General features: G+C 47.3%; 10 protein-coding genes, 2 tRNA genes and 3 rRNA genes. 11 read left to right on the top strand and 4 right to left on the bottom strand.

Annotated elements, in window-relative coordinates:
• Nucleotides 1–671: 671 nt before the first annotated feature.
• Entirely contained in the window at nucleotides 672–2,963 is a 2,292-nt protein-coding gene (locus tag ACZ5V1_RS13690) for an ATP-binding protein (protein WP_464389319.1), read from the bottom strand.
• Between the two features lie 284 nt (nucleotides 2,964–3,247).
• On the opposite strand from ACZ5V1_RS13690, the gene ftsY reads away from it, so the two are divergent.
• Together ftsY and ung are read left to right on the top strand one after the other, a co-directional pair.
• Entirely contained in the window at nucleotides 3,248–4,993 is a 1,746-nt protein-coding gene (ftsY, locus tag ACZ5V1_RS13685; protein WP_464389318.1) for a signal recognition particle-docking protein FtsY, read from the top strand.
• Nucleotides 4,994–5,204: 211 nt separating this feature from the next.
• Nucleotides 5,205–5,861, top strand: coding sequence for a uracil-DNA glycosylase (gene ung, locus ACZ5V1_RS13680; RefSeq protein ID WP_464389317.1), 657 nt, complete (start codon nucleotides 5,205–5,207; stop codon nucleotides 5,859–5,861).
• A gap of 413 nt (nucleotides 5,862–6,274) precedes the next feature.
• Here ung and hypE read toward each other — a convergent pair whose 3' ends face one another.
• Together hypE and hypD are read right to left on the bottom strand one after the other, a co-directional pair.
• A complete protein-coding gene (gene hypE, locus ACZ5V1_RS13675; protein WP_464389316.1) occupies nucleotides 6,275–7,297 on the bottom strand; it encodes a hydrogenase expression/formation protein HypE in 1,023 nt (340 codons plus the stop codon).
• A gap of 2 nt (nucleotides 7,298–7,299) precedes the next feature.
• Complete coding sequence (gene hypD, locus ACZ5V1_RS13670) at nucleotides 7,300–8,391, bottom strand: hydrogenase formation protein HypD (protein WP_464389315.1); 1,092 nt, start codon at nucleotides 8,389–8,391, stop codon at nucleotides 7,300–7,302.
• 211 nt (nucleotides 8,392–8,602) lie between these two features.
• On the opposite strand from hypD, the gene ACZ5V1_RS13665 reads away from it, so the two are divergent.
• The 9 genes from ACZ5V1_RS13665 (at nucleotide 8,603) to rrf (ending at nucleotide 18,683) form a co-directional block, all read left to right on the top strand.
• Nucleotides 8,603–9,241: an HD domain-containing protein gene (locus ACZ5V1_RS13665; protein WP_464389314.1), complete on the top strand. Its 639-nt coding sequence runs from the start codon at nucleotides 8,603–8,605 to the stop codon at nucleotides 9,239–9,241.
• Entirely contained in the window at nucleotides 9,207–10,118 is a 912-nt protein-coding gene (locus ACZ5V1_RS13660) for a D-alanine--D-alanine ligase family protein (protein ID WP_464389313.1), read from the top strand. Before ACZ5V1_RS13665 ends, ACZ5V1_RS13660 begins: the two co-directional genes overlap by 35 nt.
• 140 nt (nucleotides 10,119–10,258) lie before the next feature.
• Nucleotides 10,259–11,539: a 3-deoxy-D-manno-octulosonic acid transferase gene (locus ACZ5V1_RS13655; RefSeq protein ID WP_464389312.1), complete on the top strand. Its 1,281-nt coding sequence runs from the start codon at nucleotides 10,259–10,261 to the stop codon at nucleotides 11,537–11,539.
• 248 nt (nucleotides 11,540–11,787) lie between these two features.
• Nucleotides 11,788–13,011, top strand: a complete 1,224-nt coding sequence (trpB, locus tag ACZ5V1_RS13650; RefSeq protein ID WP_464389311.1) for a tryptophan synthase subunit beta — start codon at nucleotides 11,788–11,790, stop codon at nucleotides 13,009–13,011.
• Between the two features lie 475 nt (nucleotides 13,012–13,486).
• A 16S ribosomal RNA gene (locus tag ACZ5V1_RS13645) occupies nucleotides 13,487–15,028 on the top strand.
• 164 nt (nucleotides 15,029–15,192) lie between these two features.
• Nucleotides 15,193–15,269, top strand: a tRNA-Ile gene (locus tag ACZ5V1_RS13640).
• An 11-nt stretch (nucleotides 15,270–15,280) separates the two neighbouring features.
• Nucleotides 15,281–15,356, top strand: a tRNA-Ala gene (locus tag ACZ5V1_RS13635).
• Nucleotides 15,357–15,517: 161 nt separating this feature from the next.
• Nucleotides 15,518–18,453: ribosomal RNA gene (locus ACZ5V1_RS13630) — 23S ribosomal RNA — on the top strand.
• Nucleotides 18,454–18,568: 115 nt separating this feature from the next.
• Nucleotides 18,569–18,683, top strand: a 5S ribosomal RNA gene (gene rrf, locus ACZ5V1_RS13625).
• Together the 16S, 23S and 5S rRNA genes with 2 tRNA genes alongside form the textbook arrangement of a ribosomal RNA operon.
• A gap of 153 nt (nucleotides 18,684–18,836) precedes the next feature.
• Here the strand turns inward: rrf and ACZ5V1_RS13620 are convergent.
• Entirely contained in the window at nucleotides 18,837–19,052 is a 216-nt protein-coding gene (locus ACZ5V1_RS13620) for a hypothetical protein (protein ID WP_464389310.1), read from the bottom strand.
• Nucleotides 19,053–19,501 lie beyond the last annotated feature (449 nt).

Genomic DNA, 19,501 nt, shown 5'->3' with positions numbered 1-19,501 from the left:
TTTTGAAGAATGCCCGTTAGCCTGATTCTACGGTTGTATTGCATGGAAATGATGCGACGAATGGGCTTATTGTTATAGATGCAATGAGTGATTCTGCTACTACTGGACAGTTTCAGATCGTGTGTTATTCTCTAATTAGGTAAAGAGAACTGTGAAGCGTCCCTAGATGAGTTTGGATAGGGGCTATCGCAGGAGTCTCGGTGAAGTGAAGATTGATGCATGCATCCTGTTGAACCTGTAAGGCGCATCGCACTGTGGTGGGTTAGAAGCACAGGCGATTAGACTGACCAATAGTCTGCGCGAGTTGAGAGAAGAGAGTAGAGACGAGTTGAGTTGAGAGAAGAGACGAGTTGAGAAGAGTTGAGAGAAGCTAGAGCGTTATAGGCGGCTTACAAGAACAACCCCAACGGGAGGTTCAGACTTACGGAAAATCGGTACAACCATAATGGCAAATAGAGTTGCCCACAACGCAGGGTTGGATCGTCGCCCGAAGTTCGTGCACAAAAAAGGTTCTTGAATTTATTCATGAACTTACCGGTCACCGGAAAATGTGCACTTTTTTATTGTCTATTACAGGCGGTTGTCGGCTTTCAATTCAACATTCTGAACAGGGTAGTTTTTCTGCTCTGCCATTGTCTTTATCTAATTCTTGCTACCAAAGCTTATCCAGCTTACATTGCATGAGGTAGGTATACATTAAATGTAGAACCTTGATCCTGTGCTGCTGTAACTGAAATTGTTCCACTGTGGTTGTTGGTAATAATAAAATAGGAAACAGAAAGCCCAAGGCCAGTACCATCGCCCACGGGCTTTGTCGTATAAAACGGTTCAAACACGCGTTTGCGCACGTCCTCATTCATGCCGGGGCCGTTGTCTGCCACGGTAATCATAACGCCCGATGCAGATTGCTGAGTCGTAATGACTATCGTAGGTTTTTCGATGGCAGGAACCGTCATTGAAAAAGCCTGTGCCGCATTCTTTAACAGATTAAGAAGTACCTGTTCTATTTCCTGCGGAGCACAGGATATCTGGGAAACTGCCTCATCATATTCTCGAATGATTTTAATTTGATCAAATTTCTGCTGTGTCTTCAGCAAGTAATCATTAGCTGCAAGTTCAATGGATTTATCAATGATGCTATGCACACAGCTAGGGATCCGTTTTATATTCGAGCTTCTGCTAAATTCAAGCATGTTGGCAACAATGGAAGCTGCGCGCTTTCCGCATTCTGCAACGCCATCCAGTAGACCGAAAATTTCGCGTGCTTCCATGTAATTTTTCATTTTCTTTAGCGAAACATCAAGCTCATCAGCAACTCGAATATTCGGCGCAAGATCGGTGCTGAACCTGCGTTGGACGTTCTGTATTCCTTGCAGAATCCCACCAAGCGGGTTGTTGATTTCGTGCGCCATGCCTGCTGCCAACCCGCTGATAGATGCCATTTTTTCTGTCTGAATAATCCGTTCTTCCATACGCAACCGTTCTGAAATGTCATCAATACGTAATACCGCAACGTGTTTTTTGCTGATAGTAACAGGGAAGATGACGATGTCGTAGGTAACGGGCACGCCATTTCGAATAGATGTAACTTTAGGCACAGTTACCGACGTGACAGCTTTGAATGATTTTTGAATATGCCGCTCAATAAACGAAAGCTCAGGTAACAATTCTCTAAAGCGTTGCCCTTCAGCATCTTTTGCTAAAATTCCTGTGCTGCCTTCCACCATGTCATTCCATAACGTCACAGTCATTTGCTCTGTAACGCCTACAATTAGTGATGGCATGCAGTTAATAATATTTTGCAGCATTTCTTTTGTGGAAATGAGACGCTGCTCGGCTCGTTTTTTAGGCGTGATGTCTGAATGAGTCCCGATAAGTCTGTACGGAGTACCATTTTGATTTTTCAAGACTTGTTCACGGCCAAGGAACCAACGATAATCCCCGTCTTTGTGTTTAATGCGGTATTCCATTTCCGCTCGGCCTGCCGGATCATACAAGTTTCCGTTTGTCAGAGAATCTACAAGTGCACGGTCGTCCGGGTGAACTCGCTCAAGCCAGACTGAAACTGAATTTGTCAATTCAGCATCCGTATATCCTAAAAGATCTTTCCAACGCGGCGTGTACAAAAGAAAGTCCTGATCAAAATTACGGTCTACAATACCGTCCATAGTGGTCGTGGCAATAAGGCTGAATTGCTCCTGACTTGTTCGCAGCTGGTATTCAATATTCTTTCTTTCTTCAATGTTTTCATACAGCTGTGTATTTATTTTTGTCAGCTCTGTTTCACGCAATGCAACTTGTTTCGCCATTTCTTTAAAATTGATGGCGATGTGTTGTAATTCGCGTGTGCGGAGTGTGGGGTAGTGCTCTGGATATGTCCCTGTGCGCAACTGATCGATCATTTTGCTCAGTTGTATAAGGGGCTTTTTTAGATATATTTCTAGAATTCTATGAGTAAGAATTAGCAGGGCAATAAGTAGAAAGCCGATCGTCAAGAGGTAGTTTATTAATTCTTGATGTTGACTCTTTTTAAACGCAGCAAAAGAAAGATGTGTGGTCAGTCGACCGATATGTTGATCATTATAATAAATATCTCTGGAGATAATTCTGTCTGCAGGAACGGATGAATCACTTATCTTATCAGCAATAATCTTCCCGCTCGGTTCTTCAACTTGAATCCTAAGTACATTGATAGATTCAGAAAAAACAGCGATGACCCTGTCTACAGTGTCATATTCAATATTCCAGATAGGTATGGAGAGGATTTCAGAAAGGCGCTGGGTGCGACTTGTTGCATCTTTTTCAACTTGTTCGAGTGCACTGCTGTATAGTTGTGAGTAATGAAAGACTCCAAGTAGCATGATCATCCCACATACTGTGACTGTAATGCCAAGTAATAAACTGTGAGAGAGCGAATTGCCGCAGAAGAATCGTACGAAAGTGCGAGAGTTGGGGCCTTGCATGTACACTCCTGTAATCTCGAATCAAAAATAAGGTCACTGTTAAAGCGAGCCATAATACTATAGACTTAGTACAGATAGTCAATAAACATACGCAGATATGCTTTAAGGGTCGTAGTGCGTATAATTGGGGATGAGAATAGTGTGAAAATGTTTAAAAAAGGTATAAAAAAATCCCCGAGACCTTTGGCGACTTGACTCTAACGCAGTAATGAGCAAAGTATTCCGATTCGTATATAAGATAAAAACAACAGAGAATTTTATCTCTGGTATGTAAAGGATGGACTATGGGGTTCTTTTCTAAACTGAAACGACTTTGGACAACTGACGATTCTACTAAGCCAGCAGAACAGGAAGCACCGGACAGTGCTGTAGAAGCTGTTGCGGAAGAATCAGAGAGTACTGAACCGATAGCTGAGGAGCCTGCGTCACAAGAACTGCACGTAGAAGAAGTGCAGCCTGAAGCAGCGCCTGTTGTCGAAGTGCCAGAACCTGCTGTGGAAGAAGTGGTTTCAGAGTCAGAAGAACCTGTTCAGGAAGCGCCTGTTGAAGCTCCAGCAAGCGTAGAGGCAGAAATTGTTCTTGAGCCTGAGTTTATCCATAAAGAAGCTGAACCAGCTGTAGAAGTAGCCGAAGCTGTAGAGGCTCAGGTTGAACCTGAAGTGACAGCCGCGCCTGCTCCAGAAGTAGCACCGGAACCGACTCCTGAACCTGTTGCGCCGGTCGCACCAGTTACCACTCCTGTTTCAGCACCAGTTGCTGCGCCTATGGAGCCAACACAGACAGAAGCCGCAACAGTAATTACAGACGATCAGCCTCAATGGCAGAAAGATCTTACTGTTTCTCTTCGCGGTGCAGAGCCAAAGCTTTCCATCTGGCTTGAGCTTGTTCTCGACGGTATCGAAGAAGTTGGCGACCCGCTTTGGGATCGCTTACGTTTCTTCTTTGACGCACTCGATGCTCCGAAAAATGAAGCTGAAGAATTTATTAGCAAGTTTGCAGATTGGCTTGATGACATGGAATATGACTATGTCAGCGATTTCCGGTCTGAACTTCAGTATAGATTAGCACTCGCTCTTGATCTTGAAGATGAAGACGATGAACGCTCCCGACTGTTCCTGAAGCTTTCCGAAGGTCTTTCCAAGACTCGAGAGCAGATTACAAAACAGATTGACGGATTGCTTGCAACACACTCAGAAATTGATGAATCTTTCTGGGAAGAGTTTGAAGAAATTCTCATCATGTCTGATGTTGGTTTTGAACCGACAATGAAGCTTGTTGGGCGTCTTCGTGAGCGTGTGCGTAAGGCAGACACAAAAGATCCTGCCAAATTTAAAGAATTTATGCGCGAAGAACTGGAAGAAATCTTCAAAACAGGTCCTCGCATTACTGCTGTTAATATGCCGGAGGTTATCCTCATGGTTGGTGTTAACGGCGTGGGTAAAACCACAACCATTGCCAAGCTTGCATACCGTGCACAGCTTCAGGGCAAAAAAGTACTTATTGCCGCAGGCGATACCTTCCGTGCAGCCGCAATCGAGCAGATGCAAGTATGGGCAGACCGCATCGGCGCTGATCTTCATGCAAAAGCTGCAAACTCTGATCCGGCAGCAGTAGCGTACGAAGCCGTAGAAAGAGCTGTTGAAGGTGGTTACGACCTGCTGTTTATTGATACCGCAGGACGTCTTCAGACCAAAGTTGGTTTGATGGACGAGTTGCAGAAAATCCGCAACGTACTCGGTAAAAAACACGAAGGTGCGCCGCATCGTACAATTCTCACCATCGACGCAACAACCGGTCAGAACGCATTGTCACAGACAAAGTTGTTTAACGAAGTTGCGAAGCTTGATGAAATCATTCTCACCAAGCTTGATGGCACCGCAAAAGGTGGCATCGTTGTAGCAATCGCAATGGAATTTAATATTCCGATTACCTACATCGGTCTTGGTGAAAAAATGGAAGATCTCAGGCCGTTCAATGGTGCCGATTTCGCTACCGCGTTACTCGGTCTTGAGGATGCGCCTGAAGCGTAGCTTGTCTGCGACGCTTTTGTCTCCGACGGGTAGGCGGGCTCTGCCCCCTACACCCCCGCAAGGGGGGATTCCCCCCTTAACCCCGATTAAGGGAATGCTTGTTACGGTGGGATATAAAGTTAGTCGCGTGCAAGGTGCTGATATTTAGTATAAAGAATGAGACGGATGGGGAGACCTGTCCGTCTTTTTTATAGCAAGAGAGGAGAAAGTCATGATTCCGCAAGATTGGTGTGAAGCTGTGCCGTATTTTAAAGAGGGCAGGCATGAACGTATTTTGCAAAAAGTGGCAGCGTTAAGAGAAACGACCACAGTGTTTCCCGCAGAAGAGAATGTCTTTTCCGCGCTACAAGCTGTGCCGTTTGAAGATGTGCGTGTGGTAATCCTTGGACAGGATCCATATCACGGTGCAGGCCAAGCGCATGGTTTGTCTTTCTCCGTACCCGAAGGTGCCAAGTTTCCACCGTCGCTTCGCAATATCTTTAAAGAGATTGATGCAGAATTTCACGGCGGAACAAAACGTGACGTTTCTACAAACCTCACACGCTGGGCAGAGCAAGGCGTTCTTCTTTTAAACGCGACCCTGACAGTTCAGGAAGGCCAAGCCGCATCACACGCAAAGCTTGGTTGGAGCGCTGTGACAGACGATATTATCAAGGCCATAAGTCGCAAACGCAAAAATCTAGTGTTCCTCCTTTGGGGGAAACATGCACAAGACAAAAGGCCTCTCATTGCAAACAACAACCACTGCGTCCTCGAAGCCGTGCACCCGTCACCGCTTTCAGCATCACGTGGGTTTTTTGGCTGCAATCATTTTATTCTTACAAACAATTGGCTTCGTGAGCACAGTCAGCCTGAAATTGACTGGTAATTTTACTTTTGAGTTGGGTAGCCTTCGGCGAGTCTAGGACGTTTTGCCTTCGGCGACTCTCCGAGGGGCAAGGGCTCTGCCCTGCACCCGCAAGGGGGACGCCCCCTTGACCGCGAAGTTATTGCGAGTTCCGTTTGTTGTTTATTCTTTCACGCGGCTTAATTTTCATTACCTTTCCCTAGCATAGTAAAAAGGCTGTCCTAATTAATTAGGACAGCCTTTTTTTGTTACAGAAAGGTGGTGGAGCATAAGCCGCGAGGTAATGTGAAAAACGGGCTAAGCTCGTAAATAAAAGTTTTTGGAGAGTCCAGAGAAGCCTTTTTTCAAAAAGGTTCTCTGGCCGTCGGAGACAAAAGCACCGCAGGTTCGCCGAAGGCATCCTGCTGATAAGCATCGCCGACGGCTAGTTACAATTAGCAAATACGCGGAAGTTGTTCACCTTCGAGCATGTTGAGTAATCGGTGTCCACCGAGAGGTGTTTCGAGAACGACCTGTCCGGGCTTGCCTGGTGCATTTTCTGGATCAAGCACAGTGCCTACTTGCACGGCTTCTTCACCATATTTCAATGATCGCATGAGGGTTAACGCTGCTTCTGCTTTTTCTTGAGGAAGAATGCAGATGAGCTTGCCTTCGTTTGCGAGATAGAACGGATCGAGACCGAGGAAGGAGCAACCGTTGCGAACGGATTCACGAACGGGCACTTGGCTTTCAACGACGTTGATGGTGACGTTTGACTGCCCTGCGATTTCGTTGAGGGTAGTTGCCAGTCCACCACGAGTCGGGTCACGGAGAACATGGATGTCACCAATTTCATTGATGAGCGCTGCGACGATGTGGTTGAGCGGCGCGGAGTCACTCTTTACATCGGTGGCAAAGTTCAGTCCTTCTCGGTTGGAGAGGACGGTGAGACCGTGGTCACCCATGGTTCCTGAAACAAGGATGGCGTCGCCTGGTTTGGCGTGTGCGCCGGAGGTTGCTTCTGGAAGAATGAGTTCACCGATGCCGGTGGTGTTGATGAAAATTTTGTCGACGCAGCCACGCGGTACAACTTTTGTGTCGCCGGTGACGATGAGTACATCGGCTTCTTTAGCGGCTTCTGCCATTTCGATAACGATTTTTTCCAGCGTGCTCATGTCGAGCCCTTCTTCAAGGATGAAGCCGCAGGAAAGGTACCGTGGTTTAGCGCCGAGCATTGCTACGTCGTTAACGGTGCCATGCACTGCGAGGGTGCCGATGTTACCGCCGGGGAAAAAAATCGGATCGACAGTGTAGCTGTCGGTACTCATGGTGATGGGGCCGGTGATGTTCAGCAGGGCAGCGTCGTTCATCTCATTAAGAATCGGGTTGCCAAAATGCTTGAAAAAAAGGTCGCCAATGAGGCGGTTGGAGGCCATGCCCCCGCTTCCGTGATCGAGAAGAAGTGTAGATTCGCTCATGATTATGCTGTCACCTGATATTTGAAGTAAGCTGCACAGCTGCCTTCTGTGGAAACCATGCAAGGGCCTACCGGTTTTGCAGGGGTGCATGCCTTTGCGAATAATGGACATTCGTTTGGCTGCATTTTCCCTTTAAGCACCTCACCACATTTACACCCGGGAGTTTGTGGAACGTCTCTCAGTGTAATATCGAGCGCTTTCAGCGCGTCAAATTCTTCGTACTCGTCTTTAAAGATAAGGCCACTGTCTGGGATTGTGCCAACGCCGCGCCATTGTGCTTCTGCTACTTTAAATACTGAGAACATAATTTCGCGTGCTTTGGCGTTGCCGGAATCTGATACTGCGCGTTTGTATTGGTTAACAATAGATGCTTTACCAGTTTTGCGCTGTTCTACCATAATGAGTAGAGATTGAAGAATATCTACAGGATCAAATCCGGTGATGACACCCGGTGTATTGTAGGTCTCAGCTACAAAGTGGTATGGTTCCATGCCAAGAATTGTTGATACATGTCCCGGTAAGAGGAATGCATCGACTGCACATTCTGGATCTTCGAGCAGAACCTTGAGTGCTGGCGGAACCATTTTATGGAATGAGAGTACCTTGAAATTTTTAATATTTTGCTGTTTTGCCATCATGATGGAAGCAGCAATAGTAGGTGCTGTGGTCTCAAATCCAACTCCGAGGAATACGACGGTGTCGTTCGGGTTGTTTTGAGCAAGTTTGAGCGCGTCCAGCGGAGAGTAGACGATTTCGATTCGTGCGCCCTCTGCTTGTGCAAGCTTCAGGTTACGTCCTTTTGGACCTGGTACACGCATGAGATCGCCGAAGGTGGCTAGAATAACACCATCTTTTCCAGCAAGATCGAGGAATGCCGCAACTTCACTTTCGTGTGTTACACATACAGGACAGCCGGGGCCGGAAAGGTGGACGATTTCTTTAGGCAGTAAAGGTCGCAGTCCGCTTTGAAAAATAGCTACAGTATGCGTGCCGCAGACTTCCATAAAACGAAGAGGAGCATCAAGCTCATTATGAAGCTGCTCCAGAAGTTTTTTACATAATTCTGGATCTTTAAAGGAATCAGATACATTCATGGTGTACATCCTTAACATGGTTGGAGCATAGGGATAGACGCGGCAGGGTATCCGCACACTGAATACTGCTACGCTTTCAGTTAAATGGTGTCAACGGGGTGGAAAAAGTAGCCTATGCAAGCTGCCTTTGCTTTTTTTGCACCCACTTGCTACAAAAAGTTGAAAGCCGGTCTTTTTTTGAAATTATCTCGCCGGATACATAGAGGTTTTTATGCGGTCACCGTCAGATTCTCAACATAAGCAGTGCGCTTTTCGTGCAGCTCTTCCTTTTCATCGTTTTCCTGTGAATCCGAAGTGGCATATTCCAACTAATGCAGAGTGCACGGCACTGTGGGATAAATATAAGATGCCCGAGCATATTCGGGCGCACAGTGAACAAGTGGCGAATGTGGCGACCACCTTGGCAGAACTGGGCGTGAAACGTGGACTGGATGTTTCTGTAGAAAGCATCACGTCGAGCGCGCTTTTGCATGACATCGCAAAAGTGTACACCATAGAATTTGGTGGCGATCATGCCTGGATTGGTGGTTCAATAGTTTTGTCTGAAACGGGAAACCCTTACGTTGCTCAAGGCGTTTTACATCACGTGCATTGGGATTGGCCTGTTGATTCTGAATTGTGTTTTTTGCCTTTGGCGATTATCTACGCAGATAAACGGGTGATGCACGATAGCGTGGTATCGCTTGATGAACGCTTTGACGATCTTGTTGTTCGATATGGAAAAACAGACAGGATTATTGCAAATATAATGAAGGCAAAGGTGCTTGCACAACAAATTGAGCAGGCCTTTTCCGAACAGTTAGGAATTTCGTTACATGAACATTCTTTTAATAGCGGGCGGTTGGTCTAGCGAACGAGAAGTTTCGCTGAACGGTGCAAAAGGCATCCATGAGGCGCTGTTGCGTCTTGGGCATACCGTTACATTTTTTGATCCTCAGCTATCTCTAGACGGCTTACTTACTGCCGCACGGGGACATGACTTTGCTTTTATCAACCTGCATGGTTCTCCAGGTGAGGACGGCATGGTACAGGCGCTGTTGGAATCCGTTGCTTGTCCGTTTCAGGGCAGCCGCGCCACAGGGTCTTTTATTGCACTGAACAAGTCAGTTTCCAAACAGGTTTTTCTTGATAACGGTCTGCCGACTCCTGAATGGGAATTTCTGGCGAAGCGTCCTTCGAAAGATTGGCGCCCTAAATTCTCGTATCCGTTATTTATCAAGTCAAACACCGGTGGTTCCAGTTTAGGGCTTTCCCGTGTTGCAAATGCAGAAGAGCTTCCAGATTCTTTGGACTCCCTGTTTGCGACTGAAAGTCAGGTAATTGTTGAACCATTGATTGAAGGTGTTGAAGTTACCTGCGGCGTACTGGGTGACTCTGCGCTTCCGCCAGTTCTTATAGAACCGGCTGACGGATCAGTATTTTTTGACTACGAAGCAAAATACCGCCCGGGCGGAGCTCGTGAAATTTGTCCGGCTCCATTGCCGGATACCATTACCGCACAGGTTAAACATTTTGCGCTTAAAGCTCACAAGGTTCTTGGCCTGTGTGGGTATAGCCGCGCCGACTTTATTTACTCACCAGACGGCAGCTTGCATTTGCTGGAAGTGAACACCCTGCCGGGTATGACTTCTACAAGTCTTCTTCCTCAGGAAGCAGCTGCAGTCGGGCTTTCTTTTGACGACCTTATCGCAAGGTTGATTGAACTGGGCCTCGACGAAGGTAAATAGTTTAAATATGCACTGCATTGCCTTTGAAACTGTGTACCCATTATAATGATACACAGCTTCGGGGTGTTGCAGTGCATCTGTATATTTTCTTTGCTTGAAGGATTTGCTAGCGGACTCACTCTCAAACTTAGGATGCTTCTATGAGCCTTGGATTCTCGCACAACATGATGCTTGCAGTCTATGGAACTGCATGGCGTATTGCCCGCCCCGTTCTTGATCGCAATAAACGTTTGAAAAATGGACTGGCTCAGCGACTTGTACCGTATGGCTGGTCAAAGCGAGCACATGTTTGGGTTCAGGCAGCCTCTGGTGGCGAGGCGTATCTTGCATGGCAAATGCTACGCGAGATGCCGGATGATCAGCAGATGACCATCTTACTTACTTCCTGCACTAAGCAGGGCATAGAAGTATTGGAAAAAGCTAGAGAGTGGGCAGCGAAAGAAAAAAGCTATCTCGATGTCATTGTAAACTATTTCCCGTACGATCAGCCTCATATAATGGAGCGTGCTGTGGAAATGGTGGCACCGAAGGCAATGGTTTTGCTCGAAACAGAACTGTGGCCGGGACTTCTGACAGCCTGCGCTGTACGTGATATTCCAGTGGCGGTCTTTAATGGCCGTATGAATCCGCGCTCTTTGGCTGGATACCTTGCTACTGCCGGATTCTGGCAGCGTATTCGACCGACAATGATCCACGCCATTTCCGATAAGGATGCTCGCAGATATGCAGCACTTTTTGGAGAACAGGGCGTGTACACTATGAATAACATTAAGTTTGATAGTGTTTCTGTTGAGAAAGCGACAGGCAAAAACCCGCTTGTAGGCAAAGTTATTAAGAAGAATACTCCGCTTGTCGTTCTCGGTTCTGTTCGCGAAGAAGAAGAGGCAGACATCCTTGATTTGGTAATTCGCCTTAAAAAAGCCCGACCAAAAACAAGCATTGCTTTGTTTCCAAGGCATATGGAACGGGTTGGATTGTGGGAGATGATGTTGAACGGGGCAGAGCTGCCTATAGTTCTTCGATCACAGATCACAGAACCACCAGCACCGGGGACTGTTATTTTATGGGACACCTTTGGTGAGCTTGGTTTTGCATACCAGCTTGCCCGCGCAGTATTTGTCGGCGGCAGCCTTGCTCCTTTGGGTGGTCAGAATTTTCTTGAGCCGCTTGCGTTTGGTAAAATGCCGGTTATCGGCTCCAGCTATCACAACTTCCAATGGACAGAAGGCATTATCGACGAAAAGTTGGTGTATTCTGTGGATGATGTCGATGGTGTATTTGACCAGATCATGCGTATTCTTAAACGAACCGCAAAGCCTGAAACCGTGCAGAAACGTTTTTCTACATGGTTGAAAGACCATCAGGGTGGTACAAAGCAGGCGCTTAATGCACTTTGGCTGCTAATGAAACGTGCTGGTTAGATTTGTTCTTTTCAAAACAAAAATTGTTGACACAATAAAGGTTCTGGCTTTAAAGTTTGTTTATGCAGAAAACTAACAATTCCTCAATTCTTTCTCTTCGCAATTGGTGGTGGCGCTTGTAATAGGCGCCGTGGATTGTTGTTGCCTGCGTAAAAATTTACGTAGAACTTACTAAAACCGCGGTAGTGCAAACTGACCGCGGTTTTTTATGGTCTAAGCACTGCCGTAACATATCAAGGAGACTTATTATGTCTACAGCAGTGAACAATGAAGTTACAGCAGCGGGTTTTTTTGGAGAATACGGCGGACAGTATGTTCCGGAACCATTAAAGCCTGTACTCACAGAGCTTGCTGAAGCTTTTGAAAAATATCGTGACGATCCTGAGTTCATCAAAGAGTACAACTACTACTTAACTCACTTCTCTGGTCGTGAAACACCTCTCTACCTTTGTTCCAACCTTACCGAAAAACTTGGTGGCGCAAAAATCTATCTCAAACGAGAAGATTTGAACCACCTTGGCGCACACAAAGTTAACAACACCATTGGTCAGATTCTGCTTGCAAAGCGTATGGGTAAAAAGCGCATTATCGCTGAGACCGGTGCTGGACAGCACGGTGTAGCAACTGCTGCAACTGCTGCTCTCATGGGTATGGAATGTACCATCTATATGGGTGAAGTAGACATCGAACGTCAGAAGCTCAACGTATTCCGTATGCAGATGATGGGCGCTAAGGTTGTAGCAGCAACTAGCGGTCAGAAAACTTTGAAAGAAGCTGTTGATGAAGCATTGGCAGAACTGGTGCAGTCTTCAGAAGATACCTTCTATCTTCTTGGTTCAGCAGTAGGTCCACATCCGTATCCGACAATCGTTCGCGAATTCCAGCACATCATAAGTAAAGAAGCAAAGCGTCAGGTTCTTGATCAGGAAGGCCGTCTTCCGGATTGCTGTATTGCTTGTGTTGGTGGCGGCTCAAACGCAATCGGCATGTTCGCAGATTTCATCGAAGACAAAGACGTACGCCTTATCGGTGTAGAACCAGCAGGCCGTGGTCTTGAATATGGTGAACATGCAGCTTCATTAAGTCTCGGCGAGCCGGGCATTATGCACGGGTTCAACTCTTACATGCTTAAAGACGAAAATGGCGAAGCCGCAGAAGTATACTCAATCTCCGCTGGGCTTGATTACCCAAGCGTAGGACCAGAGCATGCATTCCTTAAAGATGCAGGTCGCGCTGAGTACGCATATATAAGTGATAAGGAAGCAATGGACGCATTCTTTGCACTTTCCCGTACAGAAGGCATCATTCCGGCAATCGAATCTTCTCATGCACTTGCACACGCTATGAAGATTGCACCGCAGATGGAAAAAGACCAGATCATGATAGTATGTCTGTCCGGTCGTGGTGACAAAGACGTCGCACAGATTGAAGAGATGGTTTCAGCTGGTGAAGTAATGGTTCCAGAGCTGTAATAAGCGCTAAAATTACAGAAAAAAGCGGAATGCCAGTACTGGCGTTCCGCTTTTTCTATTTTGGGAAGAGAAGTGATGAAAAAGATTGGAGATAGTTTTCCATTTAAAACAGCATGTTAATTTCAATGCGATAAAAAGAACTCAAAAAATCTCAAAAACATGTTGACGAAGAGGACTGGTTTACATAGAACCTCTCTCGCTGCAACGAAGCGGCCCGCACGGGTCGGAACGAAGCAGATTGTTCATTTTCAATTAACGACGCAAAATCGAAAGACAACTTCTTCGAATTTAAATTCAAAAAGAGGTTGACTCCCGAAGTGAGATAAGGCAAAACGCTTTTCGCACCTCGGAAGACAACTGGTCTTTTGTCGTCGCTTTGAAACTCTTTGACAATTAAATAGCGAATCGGATTGATTTAGAGATCAGCTAGCGTTGTTCGTTGCTTCGGTAACGGACAATTCAATACAGAATTATTAAACTGGAGAGTTTGATTCTGGCTCAGATTGAACGCTGGCGGCGTGCCTAACACATGCAAGTCGAACGCGAAAGTCTCTTCGGAGACGAGTAGAGTGGCGCACGGGTGAGTAACGCGTGGATAATCTACCTATTGGTACGGGACAACAGTTGGAAACGACTGCTAATACCGTATACGCTGGAAACGGGAAAGGGGGCCTCTTCTTGAAAGCTCTCGCCAGTAGATGAGTCCGCGTTTCATTAGCTAGACGGTGGGGTAACGGCCTACCGTGGCAACGATGAATAGCAGGCCTGAGAGGGTGGCCTGCCACACTGGGACTGGAACACGGCCCAGACTCCTACGGGAGGCAGCAGTGGGGAATATTGCGCAATGGACGAAAGTCTGACGCAGCGACGCCGCGTGGAGGATGAAGGTTTTCGGATCGTAAACTCCTGTCAAGAGGGAAGAAACCTATTAGGAATAATACTCTTAGTAATTGACGGTACCTCTAGAGGAAGCACCGGCTAATTCAGTGCCAGCAGCCGCGGTAATACTGAAGGTGCAAGCGTTAATCGGAATCACTGGGCGTAAAGCGCTCGTAGGTGGCTTTGTAAGTCAGATGTGAAAGCCCACGGCTCAACCGTGGAATTGCATTTGATACTGCATCGCTAGAGTATAGGAGAGGGAAGTGGAATTTCTGGTGTAGGAGTGAAATCCGTAGAGATCAGAAGGAACACCGGTGGCGAAGGCGACTTCCTGGACTATTACTGACACTGAGGAGCGAAAGCGTGGGGAGCAAACAGGATTAGATACCCTGGTAGTCCACGCCGTAAACGATGGGTACTAAGTGTCGGAGGCTTGACCTTCGGTGCTGTAGTTAACGCGTTAAGTACCCCGCCTGGGGAGTACGGTCGCAAGGCTGAAACTCAAAGAAATTGACGGGGGCCCGCACAAGCGGTGGAGTATGTGGTTTAATTCGATGCAACGCGAAGAACCTTACCCAGGCTTGACATCCTGCGAATGTCCTAGAAATTAGACAGTGCCCTTCGGGGAATGCAGTGACAGGTGCTGCATGGCTGTCGTCAGCTCGTGCCGTGAGGTGTTGGGTTAAGTCCCGCAACGAGCGCAACCCCTATCCTTAGTTGCCATCAAGTAATGTTGGGCACTCTAGGGAGACTGCCCGGGTTAACCGGGAGGAAGGTGGGGACGACGTCAAGTCATCATGGCCCTTACGCCTGGGGCTACACACGTACTACAATGGTGCATACAAAGGGTTGCGATACCGTGAGGTGGAGCTAATCCCATAAAGTGCATCCCAGTCCGGATAGGAGTCTGCAACTCGACTCCTTGAAGTCGGAATCGCTAGTAATCCTGGATCAGCATGCCAGGGTGAATGCGTTCCCGGGCCTTGTACACACCGCCCGTCACACCACGAAAGTTGGTTCTACCCGAAACCAGTGAGCTAACCAGCAATGGAGGCAGCTGTCTACGGTGGGGCTGATGATTGGGGTGAAGTCGTAACAAGGTAGCCGTAGGGGAACCTGCGGCTGGATCACCTCCTTTAAAGAAAAAAAATCCGATTCGCTATTTAATTGCAAAGAGTTTTGCGTTGACCAACTTATGGTCGCATGCTCTTTACAACTAAATGACACAGCAACTTCCTAATGAGGAAGACTGCTGTAACTAAAGTACCGCCGGCAGGCGATTCTTTTGTCATTAGGCTGAATGGGCCTGTAGCTCAGTTGGTTAGAGCGCACGCCTGATAAGCGTGAGGTCGGAAGTTCAAATCTTCCCAGGCCCACCATCTACCCAAGTGGGGGCGTAGCTCAGCTGGGAGAGCACCTGCCTTGCACGCAGGGGGTCAACGGTTCAATCCCGTTCGCCTCCACCATTTTGGTGGAACAGCTTACAGTTCTTTTACAAGTAAATTTTTGGTAGTGGTCATTACTTAAATGATAAGTAGTGGTAACAATCCAAGTATTATACTTGGCTGAAACCTTCGGGTTTCTGCTCTTTTACAATCGATAGGGACGGAAAAGAATGTCCGTAGAAAAATAAGTTATTAAGGGCAACTGGCGGATGCCTTGGCACTAGAAGGCGATGAAAGACGTGGTAGGCTGCGATATGCTATGGTGAGGAGCCAAACATCCTTTGACCCATAGATTTCTGAATGGGGAAACCCAGCGGGAGTTATGTCCCGTTATCTCTTTACTGAATACATAGGTTTAGAGAGGCTAACCGGGGGAAGTGAAACATCTCAGTACCCCGAGGAAAGGAAATCAAACGAGACTCTCTTAGTAGCGGCGAGCGAACGGGGAATAGCCCAAACCGTCATGTTTCGACATGGCGGGGTTGTAGGGCAGTCATCAAGTGATTCATTATTAGATAGGGGAACAAGCTGGGAAGCTTGACCGTAGAGGGTGAAAGTCCCGTACCTGAAGTCGAACATGACACTGACTGTTCCTGAGTACCGCGGAACACGAGAAACTCCGTGGGAATCTGGGAGGACCATCTTCCAAGGCTAAGTACTAACTAGTGACCGATAGTGAACCAGTACCGTGAGGGAAAGGTGAAAAGAACCCCTGTTAGGGGAGTGAAATAGAACCTGAAACCAGTTGCCTACAAGCTGTGGGAGCATCCTTGAGATGTGACCGCGTGCCTTTTGCATAATGAGTCAGCGAGTTAATCTACTGTGCAAGGTTAAGCGAAAGTGGAGCCGTAGCGAAAGCGAGTCTGATAAGGGCGACAAGTACAGTGGATTAGACCCGAAACCAGGTGATCTATCCATGAGCAGGTTGAAGCTCAGGTAAAACTGAGTGGAGGACCGAACCAGTATCGGTTGAAAACGATTTGGATGACTTGTGGATAGGGGTGAAAGGCCAATCAAACCTGGTGATAGCTGGTTCTCTCCGAAATATATTGAGGTATAGCCTCGAGGTAGTTTAACGGGGGTAGAGCACTGACAGGGCTAGGGGGCTCACCAGCTTACCAAACCCTATCAAACTCCGAATACCGTATAAATGATCCTCGGGAGTCAGACTGCGACTGAGAAGGGCCGTAGTCGAAAGGGAAACAGCCCAGACCGACAGCTAAGGCCTCCAAATCCATACTCAGTGGAAAAGGCGGTGGAATTTCCTAGACAGCCAGGAGGTTGGCTTAGAAGCAGCCATCCTTTAAAGAAAGCGTAATAGCTCACTGGTCTAGAGATTCTGCGCCGAAAATGTAACGGGGCTAAGTATGGTGCCGAAGCTTCGGATCAGCACTTTGTGCTGGTGGTAGGAGAGCGTTCTCTACTGGTTGAAGGTGTGCTGTGAAGCATGCTGGACGGTAGAGAAGTGATTATGCTGACATGAGTAACGATAAGATGGGTGAGAAACCCATCCGCCGTAAGCCCAAGGTTTCCGGGGTAAAGGTAATCTGCCCCGGGTTAGTCGGCCCCTAAGGCGAGGCTGAAAAGCGTAGTCGATGGGAAACAGGTTAATATTCCTGTACTTGTATAGATGTGCGATGGAGGGACGGAGTAGGATAGACACGCTGGCTGTTGGAATAGCCAGTGCAAGTGCGTAGGGTTGAGGTATAGGCAAATCCGTACCTCTACATGCCTGAGACACGATGCGGAGTTCGCAAGAACGTAAGGTGTTGAGTCCATGCTTCCAAGAAAAGCTTCTAAGTTTAGTCTATGCAAACCGTACCGCAAACCGACTCAGGTGGGCGGGATGAGTAATCCAAGGCGCTCGAGAGAACTGTAGTTAAGGAATTCGGCAAAATGACCCCGTAACTTCGGGATAAGGGGTGCTCCTTGTTGTTAGTTTCCTCGCGAAACAAAGCAACGGAGAGCCGCAGAGAAATGGCGGTGGCGACTGTTTACTAAAAACATAGGTCTATGCAAAGTCGTAAGACGACGTATATGGACTGACGCCTGCCCGGTGCCGGAAGGTTAAGGGGAGTTGTTAGCTTCGGCGAAGCAGCGAACCGAAGCCCCGGTAAACGGCGGCCGTAACTATAACGGTCCTAAGGTAGCGAAATTCCTTGTCGGGTAAGTTCCGACCTGCACGAATGGCGTAACGATCTCCGCACTGTCTCAACTACAGACTCGGTGAAATTGAATTCGCGGTGAAAATGCCGTGTACCCGCAGCAAGACGGAAAGACCCTGTGCACCTTTACTATAGCTTGACATTGGGTTTTGGGCTAGCATGTGTAGGATAGGTGGGAGGCTTTGAAGCAGGCACGCCAGTGTTTGTGGAGCCAACCTTGAAATACCACCCTTGCTAGTCTAAGGCTCTAATCCTCTACCGTTATCCGGTTAGGAAACAGTGTCTGGTGGGTAGTTTGACTGGGGCGGTCGCCTCCTAAAGAGTAACGGAGGCATACAAAGGTTCGCTCAGACTGATTGGAAACCAGTCGTTGAGTGCAAACGCATAAGCGAGCTTGACTGTAAGAGAGACATCTCGAGCAGGAACGAAAGTTGGTGTTAGTGATCCGGTGGTTCCGCATGGAAGGGCCATCGCTCATTGGATAAAAGGTACGCCGGGGATAACAGGCTGATCGCGCCCAAGAGTTCACATCGACGGCGCGGTTTGGCACCTCGATGTCGGCTCATCACATCCTGGGGCTGAAGCAGGTCCCAAGGGTACGGCTGTTCGCCGTTTAAAGTGGTACGCGAGCTGGGTTTAAAACGTCGTGAGACAGTTTGGTCCCTATCTGCTGTGGGCGTAGGAGATTTGAAAGGAGTTGCCCCTAGTACGAGAGGACCGGGGTGAACGAACCTCTGGTGGGTCAGTTGTCGTGCCAACGGCATAGCTGAGTAGCTACGTTCGGAAGGGATAACCGCTGAAAGCATCTAAGCGGGAAGCCTCACTTAAGATAAGATCTCCCTCTCATTTATGAGCTAAAGGACCCTGGTAGACCACCAGGTTGATAGGCTGGGTGTGTAAGGGCAGTGATGCCTTCAGCTAACCAGTACTAATAGTCCGTGAGCCTTATTTTTCTACACTAAATCATTCTTTTCCTCCCTATTAGATTAATATTTTAGGGTTCGTCCTTTGACGTGGCAGTAAGGTAAATATTACCGCCTTTCCAAAGCGCTGACCCGACATATTTTTCTTGGTGGCCATGGAGGTTGGGGTATACCCGATCCCATTCCGAACTCGGAAGTCAAGCCAACCATCGCCGATGATACTGCAGGGGAGCCTGTGGGAAAGTAGGTCGCTGCCAAGATTTATTTCAAAAAGCCCGTTAGCTTTATAGCTAACGGGCTTTTTCTGTTTGTATAACTAAACCTGCTTTCCCGCAGGCGATAAGAGCCGCGGCGAAGCCGTGAGCTCCCGTAGGGGGCGAGGTTTGGTCCAAGGCGGTACGCCGCAAGCCAAACTATTCTATGAAGTCAAAAAGTGTTGATGCCTGTAGAGTGGAGCTTGGTTGGCTCTTCCTTTTTTCTTGATTCACATTTACTTCTTCGCCTCCCGCCTTTCTCTCTACCTTTATTTCCATTTCTATTTTCTGTTCTTGTATTTCCTCTTTCCACTGCTTTCGTTTTCCTTTCCGTATGCTTTCTATGAATAAGTATGAGTAGTTGAGTCTAAGCATTCATTTCTCTACCCCTTCGCTTTGTTTTCAGCTTTTCTTGTCTGAGTAGGCTGTAGGTTTCTGATAATTGCATTCCCAGTTTACTGAATTAAGAAGAAGCAGCCTTACGTTGAATTGTGCAAAAGCCGTCTATCCTAAGATAGACGGCTTTTGTTGTTTTCATCTGGCTAATAATTTTTGCTATTCTTTCTGCTTTAGATATTCCAGTTGCTTTGACTGATACCAGGTCCCAAGCTTTCTCTTTCCACGCTCCCGCGGGGGGACGGGAGATGCTAGCTATGGTGTAGTCAATTGTTTTCTTTAATTGAAAAAGACTTTCAAAATATCTTATATGCAATAGGACGATATTGATTTCATATTTATTTTTACCTCTAAATTATCCATGGATGGTTCCAAGATAGTTTGCTGTCACTTCGCTACGATTGTGTCCTAGCTCATGGGCAAGTATG

The organism is Halodesulfovibrio oceani subsp. galateae (genome assembly GCF_055397225.1).
Note: the sequence above shows the minus strand (reverse complement) of the source record. Positions and strands in the feature narration are given on the sequence as shown.

Excerpts from the sequence above, each read along its gene's own strand:
- ACZ5V1_RS13690 (WP_464389319.1), bottom strand. The coding sequence starts at position 2,963 with ATGCAAGGCCCCAACTCTCGCACTTTCGTACGATTCTTCTGCGGCAAT.
- ftsY (WP_464389318.1), top strand. The coding sequence starts at position 3,248 with ATGGGGTTCTTTTCTAAACTGAAACGACTTTGGACAACTGACGATTCT.
- ung (WP_464389317.1), top strand. The coding sequence starts at position 5,205 with ATGATTCCGCAAGATTGGTGTGAAGCTGTGCCGTATTTTAAAGAGGGC.
- hypE (WP_464389316.1), bottom strand. The coding sequence starts at position 7,297 with ATGAGCGAATCTACACTTCTTCTCGATCACGGAAGCGGGGGCATGGCC.
- hypD (WP_464389315.1), bottom strand. The coding sequence starts at position 8,391 with ATGAATGTATCTGATTCCTTTAAAGATCCAGAATTATGTAAAAAACTT.
- ACZ5V1_RS13665 (WP_464389314.1), top strand. The coding sequence starts at position 8,603 with ATGCGGTCACCGTCAGATTCTCAACATAAGCAGTGCGCTTTTCGTGCA.
- ACZ5V1_RS13660 (WP_464389313.1), top strand. The coding sequence starts at position 9,207 with ATGAACATTCTTTTAATAGCGGGCGGTTGGTCTAGCGAACGAGAAGTT.
- ACZ5V1_RS13655 (WP_464389312.1), top strand. The coding sequence starts at position 10,259 with ATGAGCCTTGGATTCTCGCACAACATGATGCTTGCAGTCTATGGAACT.
- trpB (WP_464389311.1), top strand. The coding sequence starts at position 11,788 with ATGTCTACAGCAGTGAACAATGAAGTTACAGCAGCGGGTTTTTTTGGA.
- ACZ5V1_RS13620 (WP_464389310.1), bottom strand. The coding sequence starts at position 19,052 with ATGCTTAGACTCAACTACTCATACTTATTCATAGAAAGCATACGGAAA.